This window comes from Chryseobacterium sp. CP-77, from assembly GCF_036362765.1.
Taxonomy (GTDB): domain Bacteria; phylum Bacteroidota; class Bacteroidia; order Flavobacteriales; family Weeksellaceae; genus Chryseobacterium; species Chryseobacterium cupriresistens.
Map to the genome: position 1 here is coordinate 5,025,453 of NZ_CP143637.1, position 16,197 is coordinate 5,041,649.

Sequence of the window (16,197 nt, forward strand, 5' to 3'; positions counted from 1 at the left end):
AAAACTCTTAAAAAGTCAGTCGTCAACCCTTGTCAAGGTTTTAAGCCTTGACAAGGGTTATAATTTTCCGGCAGGTAGATCTCTAACCCTTATAGGTTTTCAAAATCTATAAGGGTTAATACTGAAAAGTTTCATTAGAAATTCTACCGAAAAAAATATAAATTTTACCCCTCCAACTCAAAAATCAGCCGTAAATTTGCCTCATATTTTATTACAGTTATGGTAAATTTTGTTCTGATTGCAGTGTGTATCATTGCAGGAATGATATTCAAAGCAACAAAATCTATCCACCCCGATGCTCACAAAGGCATCAATACCTGGATTCTTTATCTTGCTCTTCCGGCAGTTTCGTTTAAATATCTGCCCAAAGTAAAATGGACAACAGAAATGCTGTTCCCGATTGCAGCCACATTTTTAATTTCTGTGTTCTGTTTCTTTTTTATGATGTTTTACAGTAAGAGCAGGGGATATTCAAGGCGTTCCAGAAGTACATTAGAATTGGCAAGCGGATATAGTAATACTTCGTTCATCGGATTTCCATTAATCAGTGCTTTTTATGGCGAAGGGCTTTTGAGTATTGCAATCATCTGTGACCAGACGATGTTCTTTGCCCTTTCAACCCTGGGAATTATTGCTGCAGTAAAAGGGGGAAGTAAATCAGGAAAGGTGAGCGCGACATTTATTTTAAAGAGATTAATAACATTTCCACCTTTAATTGGCTGTATTTCTGCTTTGGTATTGTCTCAGTTCATTGACTTTACCGTTGCAGAACCATTTTTTGATAAGCTGGCAGCTACGGTAAGTCCATTAGCTCTGTTTTCAATCGGGTTACAGCTGAAATTCAATGGATGGAAAAAACTGATCCCTCAAATGTCTATGTCGATGCTTTATAAATTGATTCTGGCACCCGCAATTGTTCTGGGAATGGCTTTGTTATTCGGAATAAAAGGAGATGTAGCTAAGATTACAGTATTTGAAGCAGCAATGCCTACACTCGTAACCTCAAGTATCATTGCAGAACAGTTCAGGCTGAACACAAAACTGACGAATCTGATCATCGGAGTCAGTATCATTGTCGGATTTATTACCTCTGCATTTTGGTATGAGATGACAGAACTGCTTTTTTAGTTATTCATGAATCCTTATCTTCGATCCTTTCTGAATTTGTGTTGATCTTTTATCCACACGCTTTATCATTCCGCAGGAATCCAGCCTGTCATATCATTGTTTTTGATCAATGTAATTCTAGACATTAAAAAATATCTGAATGGGTTAGATTCTTACAGAATGGATAAAAATAAGGAGAAAGTAAAGAATAGAATGCAGTTTGAGGTTCTTGGTTAAAGATTATGAAAGAATCCCAACAAAGTTGCAGTTCTCTCAGGAAAAATCTAATTTTACATTTTAAATATTTCCCTTGCAGTACGCTCAAATTGTTTTACCCCTGAATCTAAAAGGATCTTTCACTTATAAAGTTCCTGAAGAAATGATGTCTGAAATCCAGCCCGGAATGCGTGTTCTGGTGCCGTTTGGCGGAAAGAAAATCTATACGGGAATCGTGTTTGAGCTTCATGATAATGCACCGGAAAAATTTGTAGCCAAGGAAGTCATCAGTATGCTGGATGATCAGCCGATTCTTCCTCAGGAGCAGATTGATTTCTGGAACTGGCTTTCAGAGTATTATTTGTGCAGCCTTGGAGAGATTTACCGGTTTTCATTCCCTTCTTCTCTAAAACTGGAAAGTGAAACCTATTTAAAATTAAAACCCGGAGCTGTTATTGATTTTGAAAATCTGGATGTTAACGAAATGTATCTGATTCAGGCTTTGGAAGTGCGGCAGCTGATCAATCTGACGGATATTGAAGCATTTATTCCAAAAAAAGATATCATCAAGACCATCAATTCTCTGATTGATCTTCAGTACATTGAAATTGATGAGAAAATTGCTGAAAAGTATAAAGCCAGGGAAGTTGCTTATGTAAGAATTAATGATGAGGTTCTGGCCAATCAAAATCTTACGGATATTCTTTTAAAACTGAACAGAGCTCAAAAACAGAAAGATCTTTTCCTGCTTATTCTGGAAAAACAAACAGAAAATCCTGACGTTCCTATTAAAAAATCTGAACTGTTCGAGGACGGTTACTTCGGAAGCTCCCACTTCAAACCTTTGGCAGACAAAGGTCTTGTGGAGGAATACTTTATGCAGAAAGACAGGATTGAAAGCTATGAAGGTGAAATTGAAGAGCTTGAAGAACTTTCCGAACAGCAGAAAACAGCAAAAGCTGAAATTGATGAAGCTTTTGAAGAAGGGAAGAATGTCCTGCTTCATGGCGTTACTTCATCAGGGAAAACCCATATCTATTTAGAGAAAATTGATGAATGTATCCGTGACGGAAAGAATGTTTTGTTTTTGCTTCCGGAAATTTCGCTTACCAAACAGATCACCCAGAGATTAGAGAAGAAGTATGGAAGGCAGCTCGGTTTTTATCACCAGAAACTGACTGATTTTGAAAGAGTGGAAGTCTGGAGAAGAATTAAGCAAAACGACATCCGTATTCTGATCGGAACCCGTAATGCTTTGTTTTTACCTTACCGGAATCTTGGGCTTATTGTCGTTGATGAGGAACATGACTCTGCTTACAGGCCAAGGGAAGTATCACCCTATTTTAATGCTAAAGACGCGTCTCTGGTGTTAGGCATGATGTATAAGGCCGGAGTGATTCTGGGATCAGCTACCCCTTCTGTCGAAAGCTACTACAGTGCCCGGAAAGATAAAATGAAATATGTTTTCCTGAACGAAAGATTCGGGAATGTTAATTTGCCGGAATACGAACTGATCAATTTCAAAGAAGCTCAGGAATCTAAAAAGGTTTCCGGAAATTTCTCGCTGAGGCTTATTGAAGAGATAAAGAAAACGGTGGACGAAAAGAATCAGGCGATTGTCCTTCACAACCGCCGTGGTTATTCCAATGTCATAGAGTGTGAAAGCTGTGGCTATGTGAACTACTGTTCCAATTGTGATGTAGTCATGACTTATCACAAAGCTGCAAATGAAATGAAATGCCACTATTGCGGGCAAAGAGCTTCAAAACCGAAGACCTGCCCGAAATGCAATTCTGAAAAACTGAATGAAAGAGGAGTGGGAGTAGAGCAGATTCACGAGGAAGTTTCTAAACTGTTTCCGGAAAATGAGGTGGACAGAATGGATGTAGACTCTATGCGTAAGAAATTTGCCTACGAAAAACTCTATGAAAAGATTGAAGACGGAGAAACAGATATTATTGTAGGAACCCAAATGATTTCCAAAGGGCTGGATTTTGATCATATTGAACTGGTGACGATTCCTAAAGCAGATTCCTTATTATATGTACAGGATTTCAGAGCGGAAGAAAGAGCGTATCAACTGATCACACAGGTTTCGGGAAGGGCCGGAAGGGTTTCAGGAAAAGGAAGGATCCTTATTCAGACTTTTAATCCTGATCATTCTGTATTTCAGCTCATCAAGATGAATAATCCTGCCAAGATCTATAAATATATCCTTACAGAACGTCAGAAGTTCCATTATCCGCCTTTCACCAAGCTGATCATGATTGAATTGAAACACAGGAGAGAGGATAAAGCAGACCGGGCATCCCGGTTTCTGGGTTCAATCCTCAGAAAATACCTTCCTGAAGAATGTGTTTTAGGTCCGGAAAGAGCACAGATTGCAAAACTGAATAACTTCTATCAGTTCCAGATTATGCTGAAGCTTCCCCGTGGGAAAAACTATGAGAAATTCAAAAAAATGGTTTTGATAAGTTTGAAAGAATTTGATGAAATCACTGCATATCAAAGCATTAAAAAAGATGTTTTTGTTGATTTTTAACAATTTTTAACAAACTTTACAGTCTTTTATAACGGGTCGAAGGTCTGTTATATAACAATAATTTCTACTTTTGGACGTTGATTAAGTGTTTGGCTCTTTTACTGAATGATTTAACCTTTCATTTTTTATAGAGTCAAAACTACAGAACAAAAAGAAGATAGATGGTAAATTTCAGAAAATATATTTCAAGTGCGGCGGTGTTGGCTTCTGGTCTTTTCCTGGCTCAATCTACCGTTTCTACCGTTCTTTATTCCCAGAATTATGACAATCAGAAAAGCAGTTTAAACCTGCCTTCACCCGTTAGTACGATGGTGGAGAAAACTGTTTTGTCAGCAAAAGAACTGGTAGACATTAATGTAAACACAATGATTGCGGATCCTGTGCTGAAAAATGCAACCTGGGGATTCGTAGTGTACGACCCGAAAACGAAGAAGGTTATTTCTTCGTACAACGAAAATACTCCTTTAGTACCTGCTTCTACGACCAAATTACTGACAACGGAAACGGCTTTAAATATGCTGGGTGAAAACTACCGTTGGATGACTCAGCTGGAGTACTCAGGAACTATAGATGAAAACGGAGTGTTGAATGGAAATCTTTATGTGATAGGAAGCGGAGACCCTTCTTTGGGAACCAACAAAGCAGGTGCAGCATCTTATCGGGATATTATTTCAGATTTCGTGGGCGGTATTTCAAGAGAGGGAATTAAAAAGGTAAATGGTGATATTATCATTCAGACAGCGCTTTTCAAAGGCAATATTTCAGTGCTTCCGGAAAATGTTGTATGGTTGGAAAACAATAACTATTATTTACCTGCAGGAAGTACCCGCGATATCAACCCGGCTAACGAAAAACTGATCGTTAAAAAAGGTGGTTTCTCTACAGAAAAGAAATTTTTCTACGTTTCTCCCTACAATCATCAGATGGTATATGCTGATAAATACGAAGGAAATGGAGTTTTAACAACCAAACTTCCTGATGCACCGGCTTATCTTGCCAACTCTTTCAGAACAACACTGGTGAAAAGCGGAATTCCTGTTACCGGAAAAGTAACTCCGAAAATGACAGATGCAGCCCCTGAAAACAGAAAAATGCTTTCAGCGTATAAATCACCTACTTTAAGTGATATTATTTATTATACCAACCAGCACAGTGATAACTCACTGGCAGAAGCTTTGCTGAGAACCGTAGGATATCAGAAAATGGGTGATCAGACTTCAGAATCCGGAAGAATCGTGGTGACTAATCACCTGAAAGATGCAGGTTTTGATATGGCCGGACTTAATTACATCGATGGAAGCGGACTTTCAAGAAGTAATAATGTAACCCCGATTTCCCAGGTGAAATTTCTTACTTCTCTGATGGATCAGAAATACTACAGATCTTATCTGACTTCTTTGCCCATCGGAGGACAATCCGGAACATTGAAAAGAATGTTTAATGCAGGAGGGAACGGACAGGTTTTTGCGAAAACAGGAACTTTGAATAAAGTAAAAACATTAGCCGGTTATCTGAAAACCAATTCAGGAAAAACATTGGTTTTTTCTTTAATGGTGAATAATTATTCAGGATCGGTAGATATGGTAAAAAAGAGAATGGAAAAAATTCTTGAACCCGCACTGGATTTGTAAAAATTTTTTATTTTATATATTATAACAGCCTTTTAATCACGGATTAAAAGGTTTTTTTTATATTTGATTAAATTTTTCTAAACATGACAAAATTGTACCTTTTGGTGTTGGGATTGTTATTGTCTCAACAATTTTATGGCCAGAAGCAAAGGCAAAATACGGATATGAAAGGATTAATCGAAAAAGAGAAAAAATCCTTCACCCAAAAGATGAATATCGGGAATATCAATCCCAATACCCTGAATTACGATTTACAGTATCAGAGAATGGACGTCAGCCTTGATCCTGCAGTGTATAATATTTCAGGTTCGGTAACTTCACATTTCAAACCTACACAAAGTATGGGAAGCATTTATTTTGATCTTTCCAATTCATTAACGGTTTCTCAGGTGAAATATCATGGAACTAACATTACAAGCTTTCAGCAGCTTCCATCAAAAGAACTGAAGATTGATTTTCCTGCCTCGATTCCCGCCAATACACTGGATTCTCTTACCATTTATTATGCAGGAGCACCGTCCACAAGTAATGATGCATTTAAAACTGCTCTTCAGAGCGGAACTCCGGTACTTTCTACTTTGAATGAACCTTATGGCGCTCAGGACTGGTTTCCAACAAAGCAAAGTTTAAATGATAAAATTGAAAGATTTGATTTTAAAATTACAACTCCATCAAACTACAGCGTGGCAGCCAATGGAAAACTGATGTCTGAAACTTTTCCTACAGGAAACACCAAACTTACGTTCTGGAGAACAATGTATCCTACACCGGCTTATCTGATTGCGCTGTCTATTACCAATTTTGTTAAGCTTAATGATACCATCGGAAACCCTCCGTTTCCTTTTGTGAACTATATTTATCCGTCCACGAATTCAAATGCCACCAGTATAGCGAATATTAACTGGACAAAACAGGTGATGAATACTTTTGAAACCTATTTTGGCTCTTATCCTTTCCGTAATGAAAAATACGGACACATGGAATTCATGTATGGCGGAGGAATGGAACATCAGACGATGTCTTCCATGGGTGGATGGAGCAAGCAGTTGATTGCCCATGAGCTTACTCACCAGTGGTTTGGAGATAAAGTAACCTGTGGTGCATGGAATGATATCTGGCTGAATGAAGGTTTTGCAACTTTTGGAGAGCATCTTGCCAATGAAAAACTATTGATGACCAATACAGAATTTCTGAATTATTTACAAGGCCAGTCCAGCTACATTACCGCAAGTACAACAGGAAGCGTGTATGTCCCGGATTCCGGACTTTCCAGCATCAACAGAATATTTGACAGCAGATTGTCTTATGCTAAAGGAGGATATGTGCTGAGAATGCTGAAATGGATTTTAGGTGATGCTGCGTTTTATCAGGCAATTAAAGATTATCATGCAAGACCGAACCTGGCATACAGCTATGCTCGTACTGCTGATTTTAACGCTTCTTTGCTTCAGTCTACCGGAACAGATTTTACAGAATTTTTCAATGACTGGGTTTATGGCGAAGGATATCCTACGTATACCATCAAGTGGATGCAGGGCGGAAATCAGGCTCTATTTAAAGTTTCTCAGACACAAAGCAGTTCTACGGTAAGCTTTTTCGAAATGCCTCTGCCAATTAAAGTGACGGGAACTTCAGGGCAGACTGCTTACTTTGTTCTTAATAATACATCCAATAACCAAAGCTTTTTACAGTCGGTAACATTCCCGATTGCAAGTGTTCAGTTTAATTATGAATATCAGATTCTTGAGAAAAACTCTACAGTGGTTCAGGATAATACGTTAAGTGTTTCTTCTGTTGAGAAGGAAGGTTTTGGTTTGTATCCGAACCCTGCCAAAAATGAAATTAATCTTAAAGGAATTGACAGGCCTGCGGATTTTACGATCCATGCCATAGACGGAAAACTGATTGGAAAAGGAACGTATCAGCCGGGTAAAGCGATTGGAATTGCAGAATTGGTTCCGGGAACTTATTTTATTACGATTGATGAAAAGAATATCAAATTTATCAAACATTAAAAATAACAAACGGTGAAGTATGAATGAGTACTTTTACCAATCAATCAAAATATGACAAAAGAAGCTTTCAGATTTGAAAGCTTCTTTGTTTTCTTGCTGCTCTGGCTCCTCTTTTTCTGGCCGTTTTCACTTTGTATTCAAACCATTTTTCTTTGAATATTTTACGCATGAGATTATCAAAATGTCTGGTGATCACAAGATTTTTAAATCCACGCCATTTTTCAAGCGGACTTGAGGGAAGTGCCCTTACTGATATCGAATAACCTTCCGTATCATATTGAATATAATGCCACCAGCCGGAAGGAATATAAAGGGTTTCACCTGGATGAATGATAGCTTCATAGCCATTTAAATAGAGAAGGGCCGGATATTTTCGGTAATCAGGGTTTTTAATCTGAGCCAGACTGTGGAAATTGTAGGGGAGTTTATACATAAAATCAGATTGTTCCCACGGGAAAAGCCAGATCCTCTTGATTCCCTGGAATTGGGTGATAAAAACATGGGACATGTCAATATCAATATGGTTTCTGGTGACAGAACCTTCTCCTCCAAAAAACATAAAGGGCAGCCATTTCAGTATTTTACCATTCGTTACATCATTGTAGATGAGGTCATTCTTCAATTCAGGTTTTATTTTTAATAAATTAAATAAGAAAAGCCTGTGTTCAGTGGGAGCAGATTGGATGAGATCCAGATATTCTGAAAATGTTGTTTGTGCAATAGGATCACTGGCCACTCTGTCCAGGGAATCAAGCTCACTTCCGTAGATGTTAACTTTATGATCTCCTGCAATCTCTTTGAAATACTCATAATTCCACTTTTTAAAAGCTGGACTTTCCGGATGCACAAAGTCTTCCATAATAACCGGAACTCCCGGCTTCATGTGGGTGTTGATAAAGGTTCCTGAACTGATCGTCTTTATTTTTTGTACCGGCTTTAGTCTCATGCATTAAAATTTTAAACAAATATAACTATTATCCTACTAAATTTGTAGACTAATAATGTTAAAAGTGAAAGCCTTTTCAATTTTTTAGAATTAAACTGATAAAAGGTTTTATTTTACTGCCTTTTTAGTAAATTAGCACATCTAAAAAATTACTAAAAATGATCTCTGAAAAATACCTTCAACATTTACAGAACGAACTTCAGAATATTGAGAATGACGGACTTTACAAAAGAGAAAGAATCATCACCTCTCAGCAGAGTGCAGAAATAGAAGCGAACGGAAAAAAGCTTTTGAACTTCTGTGCCAATAATTATCTGGGATTATCCAACCATCCGGAAGTGATGAAAGCTTCGCAGGATATGATCCAATCTCACGGATACGGAATGTCTTCTGTACGTTTTATCTGTGGAACACAGGATATTCACAAAGATTTGGAGAAAAAAATTGCTGATTTCTTAGGTCTTGAAGATACCATCCTTTACGCAGCAGCATTTGATGCCAACGGAGGTGTTTTTGAACCCCTGTTTACAGAAGAAGATGCTATTATTTCAGATGAACTGAACCACGCATCAATCATTGATGGTGTTCGTTTGTGTAAAGCAGCGAGATACAGATATAAAAATAATAATATGGAGGATCTGGAAGCTCAGCTGATTGCAGCTTCTGAAAAGAACCACCGTTTTAAAATCATCGTTACAGACGGAGTATTCTCAATGGACGGTATTGTTGCAGATTTAAAAGGAGTTTGTGATCTTGCCGATAAATATGATGCTTTGGTAATGGTAGATGATTCTCACGCAACAGGTTTCATTGGAAAAACAGGCCGTGGAACTCACGAAGCGAATGAAGTAATGGGTAGAGTAGATATCATTACTTCTACTTTAGGAAAAGCCTTAGGTGGTGCTTTGGGAGGATTTACTTCCGGTAAAAAAGAAATCATTGATATGCTGAGACAGCGTTCAAGACCTTATTTATTCTCCAACTCTCTGGCACCTGGAATCGTAGGGGCTGCATTAAGAGTCTTGGATATGATTTCAGATGATACCTCTCTTCGTGATAAAGTAATGGAAAATGCAGAATATTTCAGAACAGAAATGAAAGCGAAAGGCTTTGATATTCCTGATGGAGATGCTGCTATCGTTCCGGTAATGCTTTACGATGCACCGCTTTCTCAGAAAATGGCAGAAAAGCTTATGGATGAAGGCATCTACGTCATCGGATTCTTCTATCCTGTAGTACCGAAAGGAAAAGCAAGAATCAGAGTACAGTTATCTGCTGCCCACACTAAAGAACATCTGGATAAAGCGATTGCTGCTTTTGAAAAAGTTGGAAAAGAATTAGGAGTGATCTCTTAATTATTAAATGGGGTACAGCAATGAAAATATAATGTTCGGCTCGGGGCAGCTTTGCTGCCCCGAGCCGAACTATTTTTTTATATAAATCTGTTTTTGATTGAGATTTTATAATCAAAATAAATTTATTTTTAACAATTATATAATAAGCTTATCTTTGCGCATAATTTTCAATGAAATGTTTTTTAAATCCAAGTATATAGTTGAATTTTCAAAACCAAAAGAGGAAATTTTAAATGATATAGATAAAAATTTATCTAAAAAGTTCTTTGATTGGAACAAATTTTTCGTAGGAAGGGTATCTGAGAATAGTTTTGATATTAAGTTTAATTATCATAAAATGTCTCCTTATTTTAAGGGAAAGTTTGTTGCAAAAGAAGATAAACCGGAAACTATTGAATTAACCGTATACAATGGCGTTCTTTCCATTTTTGGAAATATTTTAGGAATAATAGTTATGTTGATGTTTGCTATCGTACTTTTTCAGCAGGAAAATTATTTATGGATTGCTTTGATCTTTATTTCTATTTTAATTGTTTTATTTGAACATGTTCAGATTAATAACGCAAAAGATAATTTTTTTGAATATTTGAAAAAACTAGATACTTTTAGTAAGATTGTTCCTGTTAAAAAATAGAATTAAAAATGCTTTACACAATAATCAAAGCGCTGCACATTATTTTTATGGTAAGCTACTTTGCGGGAATCTTCTATCTCGTGAGGATTTTCGTTTACTATAAGGATACCGATGAATTTCCGGAAGAAAAAAAGAAAATTCTGAGAGAGCAGTACACTTTTATGGCCAGAAGGCTGTGGAATATTATTACGGTTCCTGCGGGGGTAATCATGGCCGTTTGCGGATTGGTCATGATCTTTTTAAATACCGGGCTGATGAAAATGCCGTGGTTTCATTTGAAACTGACCTTTCTTATCGGACTTGCCATTTACCATTACTGGTGCTGGAAAAAAGTCCTTCATTTAAAAGAATTACATGGAGATACACTGCCGATTGCCAATATCAAACTGAGACAGGCGAATGAGATTGCAACGTTCATTCTGTTTCTGGTCGTATTTACCGTTATATTAAAATCAATGGTGATTGAATACTGGTGGCAATTAATTGCAGGATTTTTCGTTCTTGTATTTCTGATTATGATGACAGTGAAACTGGTTAATAAAAATAAAAAAAACAAATAATTGTAGAGTAGGGCGCATGTCCGAATATATTCATCCTTTCTACATCTTATAAAAAAACTATGATTGCAATTTTAAAGAAAGAACTTTGGAGTTACTTTGGAAACTGGAGCGCATGGGTGATTATTGCCGCTTTCAGTTTGATAGCGACTCTTTTTCTGTTCTTTTTCGACAACGATTCTAATATTTTTGAGATTGGAATGGCCTCATTGCAGAGCTATTTCGTATTGGTTCCATGGCTGTTGATGTTTATCATCCCGGCACTTTCCATGAAAACTTTTGCGGAAGAACAGCAAACCGGAACATTAAACTGGCTTTTTTCACAGCCGTTAAAAGTTTCAGAACTGGTAACAGGTAAATTCCTTTCCGTATGGATTGTAGGAATTTTATGTCTTATTCCATCATTAATTTATCTGTACACCGTATATGTTCTGGGAGTTCCTGCAGGAAATATTGACCTGGGAATGACTTTCGGAAGTTATATCGGACTGATAATCTTAATTGCAGCATTTTCAGCAGTTGGAATTCTTGCTTCCTCTCTATCTCAGAATCAGATTATGGCTTATCTGCTGGGTGTTTTTATGTGTTTCATCATGTATTTTGGGATCGAACAGCTGGCAAGTTATAAACTATTGGGAGGTGCAGATTTTATCCTTCAGAATATTGGCTTCTATCAGCATTTCTTAGGCTTCACAAGAGGACTTATTGATGCTAAAGATGTGGCGTATTTTGTTCTTGTCATCGGCGCTTCATTAGTATTTGCTAATCATTTTATTAACAAAAAGAAGTAGAAGTATGAAGAAGTTCAATGCCAAATCTCCACTGGGAATTTTCTTAATTGCAATTGTTCCTTTGGTTATTATCCTGACCTATTCGGGAATCAGATTAGACTTAACAAAAGAAAAAAGATATACCCTTTCTGATAACACCATCAAAGTACTGGAGTCTGTTAAAAAGCCTCTGACGGTTGAAGTATATCTGGAAGGCGACTTTCCGGCAAGTTTCAAACAGCTGCAAAGCGAAACGAAATTCATGCTGGAAGAATTCAGAAAAATTAATCCGAAGATTGATTTTAAATTTATCGATCCGATTAAAACAAAAATGTCTCAGGATACTTTGATGGCCATGGGAATGCAGCCGTCTATTCTTCCGGATGTGAAAGACGGGAAAATCTCACAGATTACCCTTTTCCCTTACGCTGTGATTAAATATGGAAATGACGGGGTTTCTATTCCTTTAGTGGTTCAGCAGGCCGGAATTGATGCCGATCAGCAGCTGACAAGATCGATTGAAGGACTGGAGTACAATCTTGTTTCCAACATTAAAAACATTGCAGCCGCAAAGAGAAAGAAGGTCGGAATCCTGGTCAACCATGATGAGCTGAACCCGGATGAATTCCAGGGATTTGTACAGCTGGCCATGGAAAACTATGATGCCGGACCTATCATTCCTAAAAATCAGACTGAACTTTCACTGGAAGATGTTCCTTTATTAAAGCAGATGAGTGCCCTGGTGATTGCGAAACCAAGAAAAGCTTTTACCGATAATGAAAAAGTAATTCTGGACCAATACATCATGAACGGAGGGAAAACCCTTTGGATGATTGATGCAGTAAATGCTGAAATGGATACGTTAACAAGATCCAAAAAAGTAATGCCTTTCCCTGTCGATATCAATATGACAGACTTCTTTTTCAATTACGGGCTGAGAATCAATCCGGCGTTGGTAAAAGACGTTAAAAAGTTTGCCCTGTTAAGGCTGGTTACAGGAGAAGTGAGTGGAAACCCTCAGTACACAAGCTTACCCTGGCCTTATTATCCGCTTGGAATTGCCGAAAATAATAATCCGGTCACCAAGAATATCAACCCTGTAAAATTTGAATTCCCGACTTCTATCGACACATTAGGAGGTAGAAAGAATATCAAAACAAAAGTCCTTTTCGAATCCAGTGAAAGAACATTATTGAAACAGGTTCCGAACTATGTGGATCTGAAAGAAATTGCAAGTGTAGACAGTCTTGGACAAATGGAAAAGCCAAGTACACCGAAGATCTTCGCTGTAGCCTTGGAAGGAAAGTTCAATTCTGCATATGCATCAAGAATTGAGAGAAAATCTTACCCTGGATTCAAAACATCCAGCCCGGAAAACAAAATGATTGTTATTGCAGACGGAGATGTGGGAAGAAACAAAGTGATCAAAGGGAAACCGCTTCCTTTAGGGGTAGATCTGCTGACGAACGAACAGTTTGGAAACGAACAGTTCCTGAGAAATGCATTGGATTATCTGCTGGATGACAGCAACCTGATGGAACTGAGAAACAGAAACATTGAAGAAAGACTTCTCGACAGACAAAGAATTACGGAAGAGAAATCGACCTGGCAATGGATCAATTTACTGCTTCCATTGGCCATTATCGGCCTTATCGGAGGACTGTTCTTCTGGTTAAGGAAAAAGAAATTTGGATAAAATATAAAAAATTCCGGAAGATGTTCTTCCGGAATTTTTATTTTGGCAACTTTATTATTGAGTTGTAACCATTTTAATTAATAATTTATCCTTCCAATACAGGAATAAGATGTTCCCATTTCAGTTGTTTTGCATAATCTAATGCTGTCTTCCCTTTTTTAGACCGGATATTTTTATCTGCTCCAGCTTCCAGAGCAACCTGTACTGTGGTTAAATTCCCTGCAATGGTTTCTTTGTGAAGAAGTGTCAGCCCGTCTTCATCGGTTTGGGTAAGTTCATCCGGATATTGTTGTAAAAACTTTACAAATTCCTCCTTCATATTTTTACTCATCGGATGTTCAATAAGATTTTCCGGATTTTCTTTCTGGTTATTGACCACTAGGATATCATTAAAGTCTCCGAAATCCAGCTGCCATGCATTATCGTGTTCCCTTCTTTCTGCATCAGACATGTCAGCACGCATTTTCTGGATGGTAAACCCTCCGTAAGCTTTCGGAAGTGGAGAAGATGAGGATGAAAATAGCTTGGAAAGTCCCTTTGGTTTCTGTACAGTCGGAGTGATGGCAAAAAGCCAGTCACTGATATTTTGTAAAGGGATTTCCACATAATCACCCACCTGCACGTTTTTAAGGCTGTTGGGTTCATTAATCAAATATCCTCTCACGTGATCTCCGTCAAAGAATATTTCATTAATCCACATATGTTCTACCAGGCTTTCTCCGGTTTCTTTATCCTGTTCTTCAAAAGCCGTTTTAACGCATGATACATTAAGTCCGGGAATGATTCTTCTGTATTCCCAGGACTGTTCGCGCCAGAAATACTTAAAGGTTTCCTGAGCTTTTCTGTAAGCTTCAATCATTTGCGGGTCATTTCCGTCTGCAAAAAAAATTGGGTTCTCTTCCATTTAATAATTGGGGATGTGGTGTGTTAAAGAATATAAGATTATTGCTGATAGGCTTGTTTGGGAAGTAAGGCTGCTGTTTTGTAATAGCTGATGTCAGTAGGGATTTGTGCCTGAAGATCTTCGAAAGTATCATAATCATAATGGATCCAGTTTTCTTCATTGTCCGGGTCGGGTGTTTTATCTACAGCCAGTTCCAGTTTTCCGTCTTCCTGATAGCTGCATTCTATGGCAGCATATTTTTCACCGTTTTCGTCATTCGTATACCAGCATTTTATGGTTCTTTCAAGGTGTGGTTGATGGGTTTCGTTATCGATGACCTGTGAGCAGATAAAGTTTTCAGGATCGTCCGTTTTGAAAACAGTTTTGGAAATAAGGGGCAGATCATCTACGGATAAAGAATATAATGTATTGGTAGAAATAATATAGCCGTCGGCAGTTTCTTTTCTTTCGATATCAAAAAAGTCAGATTTCTCTTTAAGATAATCCACTACCTTCGCCTCGTCTTCCTCGTCACTTAGAAAATAATTGATGTTGTAAACACTGTCTTCATTGATGAATTCAATTTCTTTCAGGAAATCAGAGCCTTCTTCATAATAATACAGATGATATTCGCTTAGCTTCACAGCTTTACTTTTAGAGATGATTTCTCCAAAAATGTTTTTGTACACTTTTCTCATTTTTAATCATGTTAGTTTGTTTCATCTATTAGTTTAAGTGGTAGTGCAAAGATAAGTTTTCTTTTTTTATCTCAACCTGAAGTATAAAGTGGTATTTATTTCGTAAGTATTCTATATATCCTTTATAAAATCCTCATATTCGTAGTAAAACCTTTCGAAACCGTCCATTTTTTCCACAAAAAATTCAAAAATTTCTTGCCAGGTATTTTTATTAAAAACAGAAACATTATGTTTTTCAACCCATATCCTGCTGATGATCTTACCATTTTCAAGAGTGAAATATTCTTCCTTCTGAAAATCTCCGATGAAATCTTTTAATATATCCTCCAAAGACCAGATCTTCTCATAGTAGGCATTCCGGAAAATTTCATCTTTCATTTCGATATCCAGAGAAACTTCTGCTTTTTTATTGTCGGCAGAAAACTTAAATGCCATGTCCTTGATTTTGGTATCATAAAGAATCCATTTTCTGGGAAATGATCTTCCGAAAGCTGTCCAAAATTCTTTTTTTAATTGCTGTGCTTCTTGTTTACTGAACATATGGCAAACATAATGATTTAATAGGAGAAAGGCAAAAGTGTGGTACCTAAAACCGTAAAATTACGGATAGATACACCGGCATTTTTTTCGTTTGTTATTCCTGCTTTTCAGGTCTTTTTCAAATATTAAACAATTTTCGTATTTTTGCTTTAATGCTTTCAAAAAAATCTCAATATGCTTTTAAGGCGCTGTCATATCTTGTAGAAAAAAGAAATGACGGCCCGATTCTTATTTCTGAAATTGCGGAACATAAAAAAATTCCTTTAAAGTTTTTGGAAAATATCCTTCTTGAACTGAAAAAAGCGGAAATCCTCGACAGTAAAAAAGGAAAGGGTGGAGGATACTTTTTCAAAGAAAATCCGGAAAATGTGAAACTGGCAAAGATCATTCGTCTTGTAAACGGTCCTATTGCGATGCTTCCCTGCGTAAGTCTCAATTTTTATGAAAAATGTGATGACTGCAATGAAGATCACTGCGGGCTTCATGATGTCCTGATAGAAGTTCGCGATGCTTCTCTGAATATTCTGGAAAGTAAAACTTTAATGGATCTGGTAGATTAACCCGGTCCTTTTTTTTGAATTAATAGTCTACTTTTTTTGTAGGATAA

The 16,197-nt window shown here is 37.3% G+C and carries 14 protein-coding genes; 10 read left to right on the top strand and 4 right to left on the bottom strand.

All coding sequences use genetic code 11. From position 1 onward, the window contains the following. Positions 1-219 precede the first annotated feature (219 nt). From V0410_RS22500 to V0410_RS22515, 4 genes are all read left to right on the top strand, one after another. Positions 220-1,128: an AEC family transporter gene (locus V0410_RS22500; RefSeq protein WP_330745711.1), complete on the top strand. Its 909-nt coding sequence runs from the start codon at positions 220-222 to the stop codon at positions 1,126-1,128. A gap of 289 nt (positions 1,129-1,417) precedes the next feature. Next, positions 1,418-3,865 (top strand): replication restart helicase PriA, encoded by a 2,448-nt coding sequence (priA, locus tag V0410_RS22505; RefSeq protein WP_330745712.1) that lies wholly within the window; start codon positions 1,418-1,420, stop codon positions 3,863-3,865. 161 nt (positions 3,866-4,026) lie between these two features. After that, on the top strand, positions 4,027-5,496 hold the full coding sequence (gene dacB / locus V0410_RS22510; RefSeq protein ID WP_330745713.1) for a D-alanyl-D-alanine carboxypeptidase/D-alanyl-D-alanine endopeptidase: 1,470 nt from the start codon (positions 4,027-4,029) through the stop codon (positions 5,494-5,496). 83 nt (positions 5,497-5,579) lie between these two features. Next, a complete protein-coding gene (locus V0410_RS22515) occupies positions 5,580-7,511 on the top strand; it encodes a M1 family aminopeptidase (protein WP_330745714.1) in 1,932 nt (643 codons plus the stop codon). Positions 7,512-7,578: 67 nt separating this feature from the next. Here V0410_RS22515 and V0410_RS22520 read toward each other — a convergent pair whose 3' ends face one another. Then, positions 7,579-8,457, bottom strand: coding sequence for a cupin-like domain-containing protein (locus V0410_RS22520; protein WP_330745715.1), 879 nt, complete (start codon positions 8,455-8,457; stop codon positions 7,579-7,581). 158 nt (positions 8,458-8,615) lie between these two features. On the opposite strand from V0410_RS22520, the gene kbl reads away from it, so the two are divergent. The 5 genes from kbl (at position 8,616) to gldG (ending at position 13,469) form a co-directional block, all read left to right on the top strand. Beyond that, positions 8,616-9,812, top strand: coding sequence for a glycine C-acetyltransferase (gene kbl / locus V0410_RS22525; protein WP_110009461.1), 1,197 nt, complete (start codon positions 8,616-8,618; stop codon positions 9,810-9,812). A gap of 175 nt (positions 9,813-9,987) precedes the next feature. Beyond that, positions 9,988-10,446, top strand: a complete 459-nt coding sequence (locus tag V0410_RS22530) for a hypothetical protein (RefSeq protein WP_330745716.1) — start codon at positions 9,988-9,990, stop codon at positions 10,444-10,446. A gap of 8 nt (positions 10,447-10,454) precedes the next feature. After that, positions 10,455-11,006 (top strand): CopD family protein, encoded by a 552-nt coding sequence (locus tag V0410_RS22535; RefSeq protein WP_047432297.1) that lies wholly within the window; start codon positions 10,455-10,457, stop codon positions 11,004-11,006. 59 nt (positions 11,007-11,065) lie between these two features. Then, a complete protein-coding gene (locus V0410_RS22540; RefSeq protein ID WP_330745717.1) occupies positions 11,066-11,794 on the top strand; it encodes an ABC transporter permease in 729 nt (242 codons plus the stop codon). A 4-nt stretch (positions 11,795-11,798) separates the two neighbouring features. Then, positions 11,799-13,469, top strand: coding sequence for a gliding motility-associated ABC transporter substrate-binding protein GldG (gldG, locus tag V0410_RS22545; protein ID WP_123278027.1), 1,671 nt, complete (start codon positions 11,799-11,801; stop codon positions 13,467-13,469). An 85-nt stretch (positions 13,470-13,554) separates the two neighbouring features. Here the strand turns inward: gldG and V0410_RS22550 are convergent, their stop codons facing one another. The 3 genes from V0410_RS22550 to V0410_RS22560 all read right to left on the bottom strand — a co-directional run bounded on the left by V0410_RS22550 (position 13,555) and on the right by V0410_RS22560 (position 15,590). Next, positions 13,555-14,373, bottom strand: a complete 819-nt coding sequence (locus tag V0410_RS22550) for a DUF2314 domain-containing protein (protein WP_330745718.1) — start codon at positions 14,371-14,373, stop codon at positions 13,555-13,557. Between the two features lie 38 nt (positions 14,374-14,411). Further along, entirely contained in the window at positions 14,412-15,050 is a 639-nt protein-coding gene (locus V0410_RS22555) for a hypothetical protein (protein WP_330745719.1), read from the bottom strand. Positions 15,051-15,161: 111 nt separating this feature from the next. After that, positions 15,162-15,590 carry a DUF4268 domain-containing protein gene (locus tag V0410_RS22560; protein ID WP_330745720.1) on the bottom strand — a complete coding sequence of 143 codons (429 nt, stop codon included), beginning with the start codon at positions 15,588-15,590 and terminating at the stop codon, positions 15,162-15,164. A 152-nt stretch (positions 15,591-15,742) separates the two neighbouring features. On the opposite strand from V0410_RS22560, the gene V0410_RS22565 reads away from it, so the two are divergent. Continuing rightward, positions 15,743-16,150 carry an RrF2 family transcriptional regulator gene (locus V0410_RS22565; RefSeq protein ID WP_202844131.1) on the top strand — a complete coding sequence of 136 codons (408 nt, stop codon included), beginning with the start codon at positions 15,743-15,745 and terminating at the stop codon, positions 16,148-16,150. Positions 16,151-16,197: the final 47 nt, after the last annotated feature.